Annotated in this window: 17 protein-coding genes and 1 pseudogene; 7 read left to right on the top strand and 11 right to left on the bottom strand. The window is 38.0% G+C overall.

Annotated elements, in window-relative coordinates:
* Positions 1–16: 16 nt before the first annotated feature.
* The 7 genes and pseudogenes from ACU5DF_RS06825 to ACU5DF_RS06795 form a co-directional block, all read right to left on the bottom strand.
* A complete protein-coding gene (locus tag ACU5DF_RS06825; RefSeq protein ID WP_446712303.1) occupies positions 17–403 on the bottom strand; it encodes a hypothetical protein in 387 nt (128 codons plus the stop codon).
* On the bottom strand, positions 381–776 hold the full coding sequence (locus ACU5DF_RS06820; RefSeq protein WP_446712302.1) for a hypothetical protein: 396 nt from the start codon (positions 774–776) through the stop codon (positions 381–383). Before ACU5DF_RS06820 ends, ACU5DF_RS06825 begins: the two co-directional genes overlap by 23 nt.
* Before the next feature lie 15 nt (positions 777–791).
* Entirely contained in the window at positions 792–1,247 is a 456-nt protein-coding gene (locus ACU5DF_RS06815) for a hypothetical protein (RefSeq protein WP_446712301.1), read from the bottom strand.
* 102 nt (positions 1,248–1,349) lie between these two features.
* A pseudogene (locus ACU5DF_RS06810) lies at positions 1,350–2,472 on the bottom strand (ISAs1 family transposase).
* A 70-nt stretch (positions 2,473–2,542) separates the two neighbouring features.
* Positions 2,543–3,061: a T6SS effector amidase Tae4 family protein gene (locus ACU5DF_RS06805; protein ID WP_446712300.1), complete on the bottom strand. Its 519-nt coding sequence runs from the start codon at positions 3,059–3,061 to the stop codon at positions 2,543–2,545.
* Positions 3,061–5,337, bottom strand: coding sequence for a type VI secretion system Vgr family protein (locus ACU5DF_RS06800; RefSeq protein WP_446712299.1), 2,277 nt, complete (start codon positions 5,335–5,337; stop codon positions 3,061–3,063). Before ACU5DF_RS06800 ends, ACU5DF_RS06805 begins: the two co-directional genes overlap by 1 nt.
* 158 nt (positions 5,338–5,495) lie before the next feature.
* Complete coding sequence (locus tag ACU5DF_RS06795; RefSeq protein ID WP_045104268.1) at positions 5,496–6,014, bottom strand: Hcp family type VI secretion system effector; 519 nt, start codon at positions 6,012–6,014, stop codon at positions 5,496–5,498.
* A 367-nt stretch (positions 6,015–6,381) separates the two neighbouring features.
* Here ACU5DF_RS06795 and ACU5DF_RS06790 point away from each other — a divergent pair, with 367 nt between their 5' ends.
* The 7 genes from ACU5DF_RS06790 to ACU5DF_RS06760 all read left to right on the top strand — a co-directional run bounded on the left by ACU5DF_RS06790 (position 6,382) and on the right by ACU5DF_RS06760 (position 11,155).
* Positions 6,382–7,116, top strand: a complete 735-nt coding sequence (locus ACU5DF_RS06790; RefSeq protein ID WP_446712298.1) for a DUF1538 family protein — start codon at positions 6,382–6,384, stop codon at positions 7,114–7,116.
* Positions 7,113–7,904 carry a DUF1538 domain-containing protein gene (locus ACU5DF_RS06785; protein WP_446712297.1) on the top strand — a complete coding sequence of 264 codons (792 nt, stop codon included), beginning with the start codon at positions 7,113–7,115 and terminating at the stop codon, positions 7,902–7,904. Before ACU5DF_RS06790 ends, ACU5DF_RS06785 begins: the two co-directional genes overlap by 4 nt.
* Before the next feature lie 23 nt (positions 7,905–7,927).
* Complete coding sequence (locus ACU5DF_RS06780) at positions 7,928–8,278, top strand: P-II family nitrogen regulator (protein WP_446712296.1); 351 nt, start codon at positions 7,928–7,930, stop codon at positions 8,276–8,278.
* Positions 8,275–8,685: a CBS domain-containing protein gene (locus tag ACU5DF_RS06775; protein WP_446712295.1), complete on the top strand. Its 411-nt coding sequence runs from the start codon at positions 8,275–8,277 to the stop codon at positions 8,683–8,685. The genes ACU5DF_RS06780 and ACU5DF_RS06775 overlap by 4 nt, the downstream gene beginning before the upstream one ends.
* A gap of 204 nt (positions 8,686–8,889) precedes the next feature.
* On the top strand, positions 8,890–9,744 hold the full coding sequence (locus ACU5DF_RS06770; protein WP_446712294.1) for an ABC transporter ATP-binding protein: 855 nt from the start codon (positions 8,890–8,892) through the stop codon (positions 9,742–9,744).
* On the top strand, positions 9,744–10,676 hold the full coding sequence (locus ACU5DF_RS06765) for an ATP-binding cassette domain-containing protein (protein WP_446712293.1): 933 nt from the start codon (positions 9,744–9,746) through the stop codon (positions 10,674–10,676). The genes ACU5DF_RS06770 and ACU5DF_RS06765 overlap by 1 nt, the downstream gene beginning before the upstream one ends.
* A complete protein-coding gene (locus ACU5DF_RS06760) occupies positions 10,676–11,155 on the top strand; it encodes a transcriptional regulator (RefSeq protein ID WP_446712292.1) in 480 nt (159 codons plus the stop codon). Before ACU5DF_RS06765 ends, ACU5DF_RS06760 begins: the two co-directional genes overlap by 1 nt.
* 118 nt (positions 11,156–11,273) lie before the next feature.
* Here ACU5DF_RS06760 and ACU5DF_RS06755 read toward each other — a convergent pair whose 3' ends face one another.
* From ACU5DF_RS06755 to ACU5DF_RS06740, 4 genes are read right to left on the bottom strand one after another with little or no spacing between them, the layout of a single operon-like run.
* Positions 11,274–12,158, bottom strand: coding sequence for a metal ABC transporter substrate-binding protein (locus ACU5DF_RS06755; RefSeq protein WP_446712291.1), 885 nt, complete (start codon positions 12,156–12,158; stop codon positions 11,274–11,276).
* A gap of 52 nt (positions 12,159–12,210) precedes the next feature.
* Positions 12,211–13,086, bottom strand: coding sequence for a metal ABC transporter permease (locus tag ACU5DF_RS06750; RefSeq protein WP_446712290.1), 876 nt, complete (start codon positions 13,084–13,086; stop codon positions 12,211–12,213).
* Positions 13,086–13,850 (bottom strand): metal ABC transporter ATP-binding protein, encoded by a 765-nt coding sequence (locus ACU5DF_RS06745; protein WP_446712289.1) that lies wholly within the window; start codon positions 13,848–13,850, stop codon positions 13,086–13,088. The genes ACU5DF_RS06750 and ACU5DF_RS06745 overlap by 1 nt, the downstream gene beginning before the upstream one ends.
* Positions 13,850–14,773, bottom strand: a complete 924-nt coding sequence (locus ACU5DF_RS06740) for a metal ABC transporter solute-binding protein, Zn/Mn family (protein WP_446712288.1) — start codon at positions 14,771–14,773, stop codon at positions 13,850–13,852. The genes ACU5DF_RS06745 and ACU5DF_RS06740 overlap by 1 nt, the downstream gene beginning before the upstream one ends.
* Between the last annotated feature and the right edge of the window lie 10 nt (positions 14,774–14,783).

Raw genomic sequence — 14,783 nt, 5'->3', positions numbered from 1 at the left:
ACATTACATCTACCTTCTAGAATGAAGCATTTATTGAAAAGTTATTAAATCTTGATTCTATAATGTAATCTTCTATTTCTTGAGGTATCCTTTTTTCTACACGGCTTTCAACACCCTCTAAAATTTCATCCAATTTAGACATTTCATAGAATGATTCAAATACATCCTTGCCAGCACCTGCACCAAGAATACCAAAGCCCGCGGCTCCTATACCAACAATAACCATAACAATCGGAGCTGAAGAAGCCCCGATTAGAACTACAAATCCACTAGCAATTACGGTTCCAGCCGTTCCGCCAGCCCAACCACCAATAACTCCACCGGTTTCAATTGCAACATTTCGAGTACATGATTCAAGTCCATCACAATTTTGAGTTACATTATATACACCACTTATGACCACTTAATCCTACAGCTACATTACCCGCAGATTCTGCATGTTTAACCCATTTAGCCGTATTAGCAATACGCTTACCTAGCTCACTAACGCTACCTTCTTTCAGTATTTCATCTGCATTATGGATAAGAGACTTTGTTGAATTAACCCCTAAGGTCTTCTTAATACTTTTATTCACTGGAATATTAAGTGTTTTTTGAGTTAGTTTATCTAATTGCTTATCAATAAAAATAATATGTTTAAAGCTCCTCAAGGAGACTGTAGGTAATATTATAATCGCGGTCACACCCCAAGCCATAGACAAAGCAGCAAAAAAAACAGCAGGAATCATTATCAAAAATTCATACCACATCGCATCCGACATTGATTTAACAATCAATATTAAACATTGTAATTAATTGTCTATTTCATAAGGTAAGTTTATATTATCAATATCATTAATATATTTATCTTGTTCTTTTATCTTTTTTTTAAACTCTAAAGAATCAAATATCATCAAACATCTAACTGTTACATTATTCGTTCCATTTTTAATATTAGAATTAACTTTATTATATCTACTTTTCATATAAATATTAACATCTCTATATGGATTATGTAACTCTTCAAATGTTACCCTGTCTTGCTCTATTTTATAATATCCTTGTCCCATAAAACTAAAAACTCTAGAAGCGGAACCAATATCATCGACTTTAATTTTATTTTCTTTTTTTAAACCATTATATATACAATTCACTAAACCATAATTTTTCAGAGATAATCGAGCTAATTCTAAATGCAAATCTTTGGAATAAGCATAGCTTGAAGTTAAGCATACAGAAAAAATTAAATATATTAAGAACGATTTCATTTATTTTAATTCCCAAAATTGTACATTTAAAATTTTTGACTCATAATAATCATCATTATGATAATTTGACTCATCTTCAACTCAGGGCAACCGCATGAGTGGTTAAATTTTAACCTCTGAGAAAAAACCTGCCGTTAAAACAGATTCAAGCATTGAAGTATTCATCATGCATCGCTTTTGTTTACCCACGATACTCAGTTTTGTGGGCTCAGCTCTGAGCATGTTCAAGCTCATGTGTCGTAAGCAGGAAAGGTTTTCGGCACCATTATCTTTGAATATAGAGCAAGCATCTTCATTCATGCTGACATCGAGTACCCAGTGCATTGATTCGATCCCCCAATGCTCTCTGACCGCCACTGCTGCTTGCTCTGCACTTAATTCTTTTGAGCTAATGTAATAACGATATTCTAGACTGGGCTGTTTTCCTTTAATGGCACGAAAGCTTTCAATCATGATGATACTTTTTAAGCCTTTCCAACGAGAAAAGTTACCTTCTAGAGCTGTACTTGGTAATACATAACTTTGACGTGATTCAATACGGCCATGACCTTGCTCAAGGTTAATGAGTTTGTTTACTGTAGAGCGTTGATTTGAAAATGCTTTTTCAACAGATTTGCGTAGCGAGCCTTGATTGTTTTTTACTGCTAATAAGTAGTCTGCGCCCTTATCTATTATGACTTTGGCTATTGCCGTTTGGCATGCCATGGCATCAATAGTCACTAATGCGCCTTTAATATCAAGCATCTTAATAAGCTCTGGAATAGCTGTTATTTCATTACTTTTTTGCTCTGTTTTTAACTGCCCTAAAACCAATTTGTTTGAAGAGGCGTAAGCACTCACCATATGGATAGTACTTGAGCGGTCGTCTCGATCATAAGAGCCACGAAGTGTCTTGCCATCAATAGCAACGACTTGGCCTTGAGTTAAAGAATGCACTGAAGACATCCAAGAGACGAAGCATTGATGAAATTGCTCTGGTTCAATATTTGAAACAATCCTAGCAATCGTATCATCGACAGGAATGTCATTTAAAAACATACCATTACGTTCAAACCAAGCGTGATGATCCAAGAATGTATTCTCTAATATCAAACCAGCCTTTTGCTCCTGCAATAACAGCACACATTGAGCCGAATAGAACTTCAAAAAGGCAATAGGTTACTTTTGCACCTTGTCTTTGGTCTGTTATTTCATGAAAGTGTTCTTTAAAATGGTCAATGTGCATCGAATTCTCCTCGTTAAAGGAGGTATATGATCACAGGTAAATCTGATCGTCAAATCGATCGTTTAATTGATTAAAAAACATTCGTGATCTTGCCCTGATCTTCAACTCCATTGCCATTCCATAAAGTAACATGACCACTGGCATCATCCCAACCAGAAATGGTATATATAATGATACCTTTTTTACCAGATAACTTTCTTGATATATCTAAAAAGTCTATATTATCTATTTCTGGATCTCCCCATTTATTTTTAATAAAAAATATTATGTCTTCAACTCTCAAAATATAAGGTAGTTCATCTTCCCCTTTTACTCTATAAATATTTCTACCAGAGAAGATTGTTCCTGATGGAATCTTATATCCACCATAGTTAAATGCCCAACTAATTCTTAAAGCACAAGCATTTGCATAATCATTTGGATTTTCAACATGTAATTGAAATGCATAACCTCCAACTTTTTGATAAGTCAAATACGCATTTAGCATTCCTATTTCCTTATAAGAATTATGTATATTTATCCATCTAGGTCTTTTTATATATAAGCTAGTTTGTTGTTCACCAACAGTTGCAATTATTTCATTAATCATCACCTTTCACCTATTTCAATAAATTCATGCTCTAATATATTTTCAACAAAACCATTACCATTTTCCCCAATTGTTACATGAAATGATTTATTTAAAATATCTACTTTTACTAAATCCCCTTCAATATAACCTTTTGTTTTTATATTTAAATTCAAGTCGGTATAATGCTTTGATACTTCATTAATTTTTACATTATCTTTTCCATAAGACCAAAATATACTAACTATTTCTTTTTTTTGATTTTTAGATATTTTTTCATTTGAAAATGAATTAACCTCTAACTCTTCAAAATCATAAGATATCGCATTTACAGTATTAGAAACGTCTCCCGCCAGCTCAACCTCTTTCCCCATCGGTAATACTGCAATTTTTCCTTCATAACCACTGCCACTCCCTGCACTTCCGCCGGAGTTTAGGTTAATCGCTGAGCCAATAAGATGAACGCCTGCCGGATCTATTTTTACGACACTACCGCCTGCTTTAATCGTAATTTCAGTTCCCGCTTCTAATATGATTTTTTGCCCTGATTTTAAGTGCAATTCAGAGCCGATCTCTTCTAATCGCTTTTTTCCTACTTTGCTATGAACAGAGCCATTAATTTGATGATGAGAGTCCCCTTTAATGGTTTCAAATTGGCTACCACCAACGGTCGTATGTCTATTGTTTTTCATCTCATTAAATTGATTGTTATGTACTATTTTGTGCTCATCATTAAACACTTCTATCGTATGATCATTTTGGATCTGACTATCCATGTCTTTTGCCGCATGAATATAAACTTGCTCTGCGTCTTTTTTATCTTCAAAACGCAATTCATTGAAGTTTTCACCACCAGGAGAGCTTGAGGTTTTAAAAGTGCTGCGCGTCTTGTGCTCAGGCAAGGTATATGGCGGCTTATTATCGCCATTATAAAGAGAGCCAGTAATGATAGGTTTATCTGGATCACCGTGAATAAAACTGACAATCACTTCGTGTCCTATTCTTGGCAAAACAAACTGCCCATATTGATTGCCCGCCCAGCCTTGAGAAGTTCGTAACCAACAACTGGTCTTTTCATTTCCTTGGCCGTTTCTATCCCAATGAAATTGCACTTTTACACGACCATGCTCATCACAATAGATTTCTTCATTTTCAGGGCCTGTGACTATCGCAGTATCGACATTATGAATAAGTGGTTTCGGCTCTGATTTTGTTTTAAAAGGAAGGTGCCAAGGCGAACATCGAAAGCTGGCATGATAACTTGAACTCCCATCCGCTAACTCTTCGAGCACTTGTGGTTGTTGGCCACTATGAAACACTTGAGTGAGCAACCAAGTATCGTTCCATTCTGAATTAGGATGTTCTTGGATCGGTTGAAAATGACCTACCGTTAATTGGGCGCAATCACTCTCGCCAATTAACTCTAGTGTATTCGTTCTCGCTTGTTTCAATACTAATGCAGCTTGTAGGGTTGCGGCTTCTGATGTGCTCTTATTCGCAGGATAATGATATTGCTCTAATCCTAACTCCGAAGCTTGATTTTCTTTATCGTCTTGCTGATGAACGCCAACAGGATGACGTTGCGGGGTTTCAAAATGATAGTCTTTTACTGATACCTTACCAACACTGACCTTCTGCTTCTTCATTAATGAGGTAATGGTATTACCATCTTTTACCATTCCATTGTCGGCAACAACGCAAAGAGGAGGAAGCTCTGTATAGATTTCAGGGCCATCAGATATAATGAGTTTAGACCCTACATCAGTATGCTCAAAATAAGAAACTAGGCCTTCCTCTGCCATCAGTCGTTGAATAAACCCAAAATCCGATTCACCATATTGCACACAATATTCACGCGGTTGATGAGTGTTAAATAATTCGATTTCAAAATGATTTGTTAAAATTCCAGCTTGTTGATAAATCTCACTAATTATGTCTGGGACTTTTTTATTCTGAAATATCTGAAAATTCGTTCGGTAGTTAAGAAGTGAAAAAATAGGAACCAAACTCAGTTTATAAGTACTATAGCGAAATGAAGATCCTAACTGTTCTATAGACTCAATAATGCCATGTATATATCGAGGTATTAGCTCAGGGTCATTTTTATGATAAAGGGTTAAACAAACCGGTAACTGGAGCCACTCACCCAACGGTAATTCAGGATCATCACAAATAAAGGTAACATCAAATTCATAGCCATCACCTAATGCCTCATGCCCAGAAAACGCATAGACTTGTAAAGGCATATCTATCGTGGCGACATTAATTTCAAACTGAGCTTGGTTTGCATCCTGCATAATGATCCTTCCTGAAAAACAAATGTATATTCAACTCATATACCAACAGCACTATCACTAAATTATATGAAGTCAGTACAACTAAAACGCAAAAAGGGAGAGCCATCATAAACAGCTAGGGTTGTTTATGATAATGACTCTCCCGAAAATGCGAGTGGTTACGCTTTCATTGCTGTACGCCAGTCATCATTACCTGATGTACCTGCGACTTCATGCGTCCAATCAATTGCACGGTATGTCATAAATACGTCTTCTAAGTGAGTAAAATGCGCTTGTGCTGGATCTTGACAGTTTGGCATTGAAGCCGTGATATCAACAATGATCGCGTCATGCAAAACGGTTGTGAAATAATGCTCTTGAGTACCTGTTGCTGAAGTTCGGTACCATTTGATTTCAACTTTTGGCAGTTTCTCACCAGAGGTCAGTGCGTTATACATTAATGGAGATGCTTTATCGAACACCTTAGTAATGCGTACTGGCTTATGCACACGCTGACCCGTAGGTTGACCAGATTGAGGATCACGAGGTAATAAAACTTGGTGCTCAAAACCTTGAACAAGCACTTCATCTTCATGACCTTCTTGGTAAATATTACCTACTGAATCTTCAGTAAATGTACCTGCCGTGATCAATCCTTGTTTTTCGCCTTCGATGCGCATATAAGCTGGGGTTGGCATACTATATTCCTTTTTAATCAATAATAATGAATGTTCCCCTTTCCTATTGCTAAAGGTGTGCCAGAAAATATTATATTTACAATCAACAAGTTAACAATTAAATCAATATAACTTAGGCGGCTTTTGATTGAAATTCAGTCAAAGCCATATAAAAAACCATCAAACAAAAAAACATGCCAACTTAATAATGTCTTCATATTAAATATTCCTATTCTGGAACTCTCTCGCAAAATCAATGCAATCACACGAAGTTAACATTTTGAAACATTTCCTTTGGGAATAACTTAAAATCTACTTTTGATCACACTCTATTATTTATTCGTACAGTATAAATAATAGGTAGATAAAGAACTTATAAGGAGAGTAAGTGAACGCAATTAAAGCTATGTTACATTCCATGCTTGGAAGTTTTCGAGATCTCCTGCCTATTATTTTAGTCATCGCTTTCTTTCAATTAGTGGTACTACAAGAGCCTTTGCCAAACCTTGGTTCCATTCTTTTTGGGCTCCTTCTTGTTGTTTTGGGGCTTACCTTTTTTATCTTTGGATTAGAAATGGGCTTATTTCCTATAGGTGAGTCTATGGCTCAAGCCTTTGCTAGAAAAGGCAGTGTTGCATGGCTGCTTTTATTCGCCTTTTGTTTAGGCTTTGGAACAACCATAGCAGAGCCAGCTCTCACCGCCGTAGCAGCAGAGGCCGCTGACGTCGCTGCCGAAGGAGGAATGATCCCCCATACAAAAAACGATATGGATGATTATGCCAATGGGCTACGTTTGACTGTCGCACTCTCTGTTGGTTTTGCCATTGTGATTGGGGTGTTACGTATTTTAAAAGGTTGGCCAATCCATATCATGATCATCGGGGGTTATATTACCGTGGTCGCTCTTACATGGTTCGCACCTGAGAACATTATTGGTATTGCTTATGATTCTGGTGGCGTGACAACATCTACCATTACCGTTCCCTTAGTTACCGCTCTTGGTGTCGGTCTTGCTTCTACCATTAAAGGACGAAACCCTATGCTTGATGGTTTTGGTTTAATCGCCTTCGCCTCCCTGCTTCCGATGATATTTGTCATGCTCTATGGGATGGTATTAGCATGAACAATCTGACTCTATTTTTTGAAACCTTCTTATCAACCATTCGTGATGTATTACCGATTGTCGTAATTATTTTTGGCTTCCAATTTGCTGTATTAAAAAAACCAATCGCTAATTTACCCAAAGTAATTCTTGGTTTCTTCTATGTAATTCTTGGGTTAACTCTATTTCTTATGGGATTAGAACTCGCTCTTTTTCCTCTTGGTGAATCGATGGCAACACAATTAACTGCACCTGAATTTATCTATCAAGGACAAGACATTTTAAATCAAACTTTTGATTGGATAGATTATTATTGGGTGTATATTTTTGCCGCTACCATTGGTTTTAGTACCACTATTGCAGAACCTTCATTAATCGCTGTAGCTATTAAAGCTAATGCCGTCTCTGGCGGTAGTATTAGTGTTAACGGGTTGAGAATTTCCGTCGCTCTGGGGGTTGCTTTTGGTATCTCATTAGGTAGCTATCGTATTGTTGTGGGTGACCCTATCCATTATTACATCATGGCTGGTTATGTAATTGTTGTGATCCAAACTTTCTATGCACCTAAAATGATTATCCCGCTTGCATATGATTCAGGAGGAGTCACTACCTCTACCGTGACTGTACCTTTAGTAACCGCTCTGGGACTTGGGCTTGCCTCTACTGTACCAGGACGCAATCCTATGATTGATGGATTTGGACTCATTGCCTTTGCAAGCCTATTTCCTATTATCTCCGTAATGGCTTATGCGCAAATCAGTGCCTATAGGGGCAAAACCAAACCTATATCCCAAGAAAAATCGAATTAATAGATTAATTTAGGAGAAAGCCAATGCGCTTTAAATTATTACTCGCTTTTGTAGAAGAAGCCAAAACAAATGCAGTTCTTGATGCTGCACGTAATGCGGGAGCGACAGGAGCAACCGTAATCAACCATGCACGTGGCGAAGGATTAAATAAGAAAAAAACCTTTTTTGGTCTCACTCTTGAAGTACAAAAAGATGTTCTATTATTTGTGGTAGAAGAACACCTTGCTCGATCTATTTTAGAAAAAATTAATGAAGTCGGTGAGTTTGATACTGAATCTGGCCAAGGAATCGCAATTCAAATCGATATTGAAGATGCCGTTGGAGTAGCACATCAAGTTGAAACATTAACCAAGGTCGTAGAGGAAAAAATATGAACAAGATTAAAGTAGAAAATGTTATGTCGAATACCTACGTAATGGTTGATGGTTTAATAACAGTAGCAGAAGGAATTCAATTGGCAAAACAGAAACAGGTCAAAGCCCTAATTGTAAAAAAACGCCATGATGATGATGAATTCGGCATTGTCTTAATGAACGATATTGCTAAAAAAGTGCTCGCTCAAAACCGCCCGACAGAACGTACCAATATCTATGAGATCATGACCAAGCCTGCACTTTCAGTCTCACCCGATATGAATGTAAAGTATTGCGCTCGTCTATTTGAACGCTTTGGGATCAGTCGTGCCCCTGTTATAAAAAATGGTGAGGTCGTTGGCATGGTAAGTTATAACAACATTGTATTAAATGGGATGGCTGGAATTGACAATTTAGAAAAAAAATAAAGCAGCTCAAGGAGGGTATCAATACCCTCTTTTCTTCCTTTAAATATAGTAATATCACCGACATCTTTTATTGAAACAATAAAATACTTACATTGATACTTCGAGTCACTTCACTTAACAAGCCTCTTTCTCTTTCTTACAAAAATCACACATGTTAATACTAATGATAATTATTATCTTTTGAGTATTTAACGAGTGACTGCAATGAATAATATAAACACCACTAACGGCTCTCACCCTGATCCGTTAATTCAAATAAAAGAACTCTGTGTTGATTACATCACTGATAACGGTGATTTCAATGCTGTGAAATCTGTAAGCTTTGATGTGGGTAAAGGTGAAATATTCGGTCTTGCCGGTGAATCTGGTTGTGGAAAAAGTACCATTGCCTTTGCTATTAACCGTCTTCATAAACCACCTGCATTTATTTCTGGTGGAAGTATTTTATTTCAAGATAAAGACTTACTTCGGTTATCTGATGGACAATTAAATACTATCCGGTGGAGTGAGATTGCCATGGTATTTCAAAGTGCCATGAATTCACTAAACCCTGTCCTTCCAATTCAAGAACAATTTGCAGACGTATTACGCCACCACAAGGGCATGACAAACGAACAAGCGAAAGACAGAGCAGAGAAATTATTAGATTTAGTTAATATCCCCCGTGAACGGTTAGCTGATTATCCCCATCAATTTAGTGGCGGAATGAGACAACGTCTCGTGATTGCTATTGCGCTCTCTTTAAGTCCCAAATTGATCGTAATGGATGAACCAACAACCGCCCTAGATGTGGTTGTCCAACGAGAAATCTTGCAACAAATATATCAATTAAAGCAAGAGTTTGGATTCTCAGTTTTATTCATCACTCACGACTTAGCCTTAATGAGCCAGCTTTGTGATCGCATTGCGATTATGCGCCACGGTGAAATAGTTGAAGTTGGTACATCATCAGAAATCAGAAACAACCCGCAACATCCTTACACTCAAAAATTATGGGCTTCATTCCCAAATATCCATGAAGAAAGACGTCAATCTCCAACATTAGAAGGAGTTTTATAATGGACAAGCCTCTTATTCAAGTCAAAAACATTGTTAAAGAATTTACTGTTGGAGGAGGATTCTCCCAAGAAGATACCTTCAAAGCATTACAAGGGATCAGTTTTGATCTCTATGCTGGACGAACCTTAGCCTTGGTTGGAGAGTCTGGTTGTGGAAAAAGTACCTGTGCACGTTTAATTACCAAGGTATACCCAGCAACGGACGGAGAAATTCTCTTTGATGGAAAAAATATCAATGAGATAAATTCATCGAAAGACATTTTAGATTACCGCAGCCAAGTGCAAATGATATTCCAAGATCCGTTTGGATCATTAAACCCAACGCATACTATTGCACATCATTTAACTCGACCACTTAAAATTCATAAACAAATAGCGAATGATAAAGACATACCTACACGCTTACTTGAATTATTGGATTTGGTTGAATTGGATCACGACACTTTAGCTAAGTTTCCTCATGAGCTCAGTGGTGGTCAACGTCAACGAGTCAATCTAGCTCGTGCATTAGCGGTTGGTTCTAAGATTATTCTGGCAGATGAACCTACTTCAATGCTTGATGTATCAATTAGGTTAGGCGTTCTTAATCTAATGCAGAATATGAAAAAAGATCTCGGAATTGGTTTTTTGTACATCACTCATGATCTTGCCACTGCTCATTATATTGCAGAAGAAACCGCTGTGATGTACAAAGGTCAGATCGTAGAATGGGGAGACACTCGTTCAATTTTACGTAATCCTCAGCACCCTTACACCAAGCTATTAATCTCAGCAGTGCCAGATCCTGATTTACCTTTTGGCAATTTAGTCGAAAGTGAACCAAACTATTCTATAGATGCTGATGAAATACGAAAACGCAGCAGTATTGTAATAGAAGGATGTAAGCAGGTTGGCGACAACCATTTCGTTAAACATTGGGATGAGGCAGCATAATGACATTAGATACTTGGTTAACCTCAATTTCTGGTTGGTATCATGCAAAGCAATACAACCAAATAGAAACGCTTGAAGCACTCTTATACTCTGCACCTAATTCTATTTGGGGTCCAGAATTAACTGATGATCAAAGTAAAGCGATAGCCTGTTGGTTGGATGGGTGTCTAAGAGTATTTGAGCACACCAAGTATAATAATACGAAGAAAGCATACCAAACATTACAGTACGCCAGTGCAAAGTTAGAAGTGGCCGCCTTTAACTCTGCAACGGATATTGATATTAAAGATTGGTGCTTAAAGCGATTGCAACACCTCACGGTACTCAGTCTGGAGTTTTGTAATCAGCAACAAGACCAATCAACATGGCATGAAAAAGCACTCTCATTAATTGAAATGCACGTTAAATTAATGGCGAGCCTTTCTTGGAATGAATCGTTAAATAGCAGTAACACTCCAAATTTAATGTCCCCCCATTAAATTTATTACCTCATAAAATAACCATGATAAAACAATAAAAAAGCAGTAGGTGTTAGATCGTAACAATAAGCCCCTACTGCTTTTCTGTTTAGAGTAAACTAGCCAAATCTAGATAAGGCTATAACGCTAATTGCCATCTCTGTAATGGTACTTTACTGTTTATTCCTGCTCTGCCCCAACGATCAACCGCATCGACAATTAATACACGTTCCATTGGGAGTAATGCTTGCATCTGCTTATTTGGTTTTTGAGTAGTAATAATCCAAACTGAATCGTCTTCTTCCAATAATTCTTGCAGTTGTACTTTATCGTCTTCAGTCCACTCAAGAGCAGGTTTTGTTAAACGGTCAACCACAAACAATTGATTGCCAGAGGCAAAGTCTTCTAACTGCTCAGACAACAAAATAACCGAGTCGATATCATTCTCTAAAATCACTTTTTGTTGCTGATTAATTAATTGACGTACCGATAACATAAATTGCTCTTGGTTTTTTTGGATCTGATCTGATTTATCAGGCCAGATACGTTGAAAATCATCACTCACAATCGCTACCATTCTGATTAAGTTTGTTGGGTTTAACCATGCATATTTTGAAGTCGTTCCATCAGATAAACGTAATGCTGCCACACCTTGTGCACGAGGTGTGATTGCTTGAGAGGCATCAACCTCAATAATCTGAATATTGCTGTATCTTGCGTTCACATACAGAGGATCTTCTGCCCATACCGCACCAATAGTCACAACCGCTTGGGCTATTTTTGCTGAATCTTGAACGGCTTTCGACCCCTTGTTGGCAAACCAATTGGGTAAACGCTCAATCCCATAACGATTTGGTGGTAAATATTTTGTCGTTAATGAAGTATCTTTTAATAACTCGCTTGATAGCATATACGTCACAGGGGTTGCCGTTAATACATCTGCCGCTATTACTGTTTTGATGCTAAATAGAGATGCTACACATACACTAACAATCGCTATCCATTTCATTAAATTCTGTTTCATTTCTTATCCTATCTATACCAATATTCTTCAATTCTTCTTGGTTTCTACTCTGTTAATTCTTACGAATAATTCGGTAGCTAGTCGCAAGTAAAAAGAAGAAAGCTGAAACAATAATAATCGCCGCACCAGAAGGCACTGGCAGTTCTAATTCCATCGGTAATACCGTGCCAATCAAGCACGATATTGTCGCTAACAATGCAGACATCAAGACAAAACTGCCCATGTTCTTAGTTAACAATCGAGCCGTCGCACCAGGTATGAGCAATAACGCGCCAACTAAAACCGCACCGACAATTTTTACCGATGCAATCGTCACAAGGGTAATCATCATCACAAACAAGTAGTCATAAAAATTGGTTTTGTAACCACGAACTCTGGCAATATCAGGGCTGATACAAGTTAATAAAATACGATTAAACGTTGGAATTAATACCACCACAATCAATAAGCAACTGCCTGCTAGAATCGCAATGTCTTGGTCCGTAACCGTTAAGATAGAACCAAATAATACGTTCTCTAGCATGTGAATATTAATTTTACGTGCTACGTACATCAGTAATGCTGCACCCACAGCCAATGCTAAGGCAAGGAACACTCCAACTAACGTATCGTAAGGCACATTGGTTCTGTTTCTTACAAAATGCAGTAACAAAGCAAAGATCATACAGAAACTAAATAAGCCGATAATTGGATTCTCTGCTGGCTCTCCCAATAACACGCCTAACGCGATACCCGTTAAGGCGGCGTGACCAACGGCTTCAGAGAAAAAGGCCAAACGCTTTGCAATCACTAACGTCCCCAACCCACCTAACAATGGTCCTAAAAGGATCGCAGCAACAATAGCATTAACCATAAAGGCATACGAAAAACTGTCACTTAAGAAGCCTTGCTCGACGCCATATAACGCCCACTGACGAAACAGCTCCATTATGCAGCCTCTTCATTATTAGTTTTTGATGCATCGTACTGAGCACTTGCACCCGTATAATGATTGAATAATCGTTCAATTTTCTCAGGTTTTAATACTTCTGAATAACAACCAGAATCAACCAAATTACGATTAATCACATGAACATATGCTTTAAGACGGCGAACAGCCGTGACATCGTGATGAACGGCTAATACGGTTTTACCTTGTGCGATAAATTCATGCATTAATGATTCAAGGTAACGAACGCCGTGTTCATCCATCCCTGTCGTTGGTTCATCAAGAACAAGTAGATCAGGATTATCCAGTAACGCTTGTGCGAATAACACGCGTTGTTGCTCACCACCAGAAAGTTGCCCCATGCGACGATCGGCACGATTAGACATTCCAACGCGCTCTAACTGCGCCATTGCAAATGCTTCTTGGCTGCTTTTCTTACGCCATAGCGCACTTAAAAATAGAGGCACTCGCGTTTGATTCAATAAAATGAAATCTTTCACGGTTAGCGGCAGGCTAGATTCAAAAACGGCTTTTTGTGGTACATAACCAATCACGCCTTTCTGCTCTGGCCACTCAATATTAATTTCACCCTGGAACGCGGTTAATCCTAAAATTGAACGCAATAACGAGGTTTTACCACCGCCATTAGGCCCCATAACCACATGGCATTGACCCGCTTCAAAGCGTTGATTAACCCCTTCGAGAATGGTATTTTCACCATAAGTTAACCCTACATTGGTTAACGAAATTGCTGGTCCTGACATTATTCAGCGTCCTTATCTGCGGCAAATTTCATGGCTTCGATTAAGGTGTCTAAATTTGATTTCATTTCGATTTCAACTTTATTGTCTTCATAAGGGCCGTGCGTCATGTGTGAGAAACGATACAGCTGAACGCCTGTTGCCTCTTCAATCGTGTCGACAAAACGGTTTGGCATGTTCAATTCATAAAATAAAACATCAATGTCAGATTCACGGATCTTTTCAATTGTCCCTTGCAGTTGACTCGCACTTGGTTCTACTCCGTGAGCGGGTTCAATGACTGCAGCAACATCAACACCAAATTCTTGAAGAATATAACCATAAGCATTGTGCGTGGTTGCTACTTTCATTCCTGCGGTATCTAATTCTCCAAGAGAGAGCATGGCATCACGCTTCATTAATCGGAATTTTTTCGCGTATTTACGTGCATTTTTACGGTAGAACGAGGCATTTTCAGGATCAATTCGAGATAGTTCATTGGCAATGGTGTAAACCTTTTGAATCGTCGTAGATAAACCAACAAACGTATGAGGATTCACCGCCCCTTTACCGACAGATTGTCCCATCGCAGGCAACAACGGAACGTCTTTATTGGCTTCTAATACCATTAACTCGCTGTTGTTTGCTGCCGAAATTACTTTTAACGCAAAGTCATCATGGCCAATGCCATTAACAACAATCACATCCATTTTATTTAAACGTTTTAAATCGTTTGGTTGAGGTAAATAATTATGTGGATTAAACCCAGCATCAACCAAAGGAAGGATTTCTGCTTTATCACCTACCACTGCTTTCACATAGCTGTAGTAAGGTTGTAAGGTAATGCCAATCACTAAAGGTTTTGTTGCCGACATCGCCGACGCAGAAAACAAAGAGACTAAGCTAAGCAGAATAAAAGAACGTACGTATAAAATAGATTTCATCATTATTATTTAT

It is taken from the genome of Aliivibrio wodanis (assembly GCF_052920805.1).
The sequence above is the reverse complement of the archived record's forward strand: the minus strand, read 5'-3'. Positions and strand labels throughout refer to the sequence as shown.

Bases quoted from the DNA above. Each gene is read 5' to 3' on its own strand.
- ACU5DF_RS06815 (WP_446712301.1), bottom strand. From the start codon at position 1,247: ATGAAATCGTTCTTAATATATTTAATTTTTTCTGTATGCTTAACTTCA.
- ACU5DF_RS06805 (WP_446712300.1), bottom strand. From the start codon at position 3,061: ATGATTAATGAAATAATTGCAACTGTTGGTGAACAACAAACTAGCTTA.
- ACU5DF_RS06800 (WP_446712299.1), bottom strand. From the start codon at position 5,337: ATGCAGGATGCAAACCAAGCTCAGTTTGAAATTAATGTCGCCACGATA.
- ACU5DF_RS06795 (WP_045104268.1), bottom strand. From the start codon at position 6,014: ATGCCAACCCCAGCTTATATGCGCATCGAAGGCGAAAAACAAGGATTG.
- ACU5DF_RS06785 (WP_446712297.1), top strand. From the start codon at position 7,113: ATGAACAATCTGACTCTATTTTTTGAAACCTTCTTATCAACCATTCGT.
- ACU5DF_RS06780 (WP_446712296.1), top strand. From the start codon at position 7,928: ATGCGCTTTAAATTATTACTCGCTTTTGTAGAAGAAGCCAAAACAAAT.
- ACU5DF_RS06775 (WP_446712295.1), top strand. From the start codon at position 8,275: ATGAACAAGATTAAAGTAGAAAATGTTATGTCGAATACCTACGTAATG.
- ACU5DF_RS06770 (WP_446712294.1), top strand. From the start codon at position 8,890: ATGAATAATATAAACACCACTAACGGCTCTCACCCTGATCCGTTAATT.
- ACU5DF_RS06765 (WP_446712293.1), top strand. From the start codon at position 9,744: ATGGACAAGCCTCTTATTCAAGTCAAAAACATTGTTAAAGAATTTACT.
- ACU5DF_RS06760 (WP_446712292.1), top strand. From the start codon at position 10,676: ATGACATTAGATACTTGGTTAACCTCAATTTCTGGTTGGTATCATGCA.
- ACU5DF_RS06755 (WP_446712291.1), bottom strand. From the start codon at position 12,158: ATGAAACAGAATTTAATGAAATGGATAGCGATTGTTAGTGTATGTGTA.
- ACU5DF_RS06750 (WP_446712290.1), bottom strand. From the start codon at position 13,086: ATGGAGCTGTTTCGTCAGTGGGCGTTATATGGCGTCGAGCAAGGCTTC.
- ACU5DF_RS06745 (WP_446712289.1), bottom strand. From the start codon at position 13,850: ATGTCAGGACCAGCAATTTCGTTAACCAATGTAGGGTTAACTTATGGT.
- ACU5DF_RS06740 (WP_446712288.1), bottom strand. From the start codon at position 14,773: ATGATGAAATCTATTTTATACGTACGTTCTTTTATTCTGCTTAGCTTA.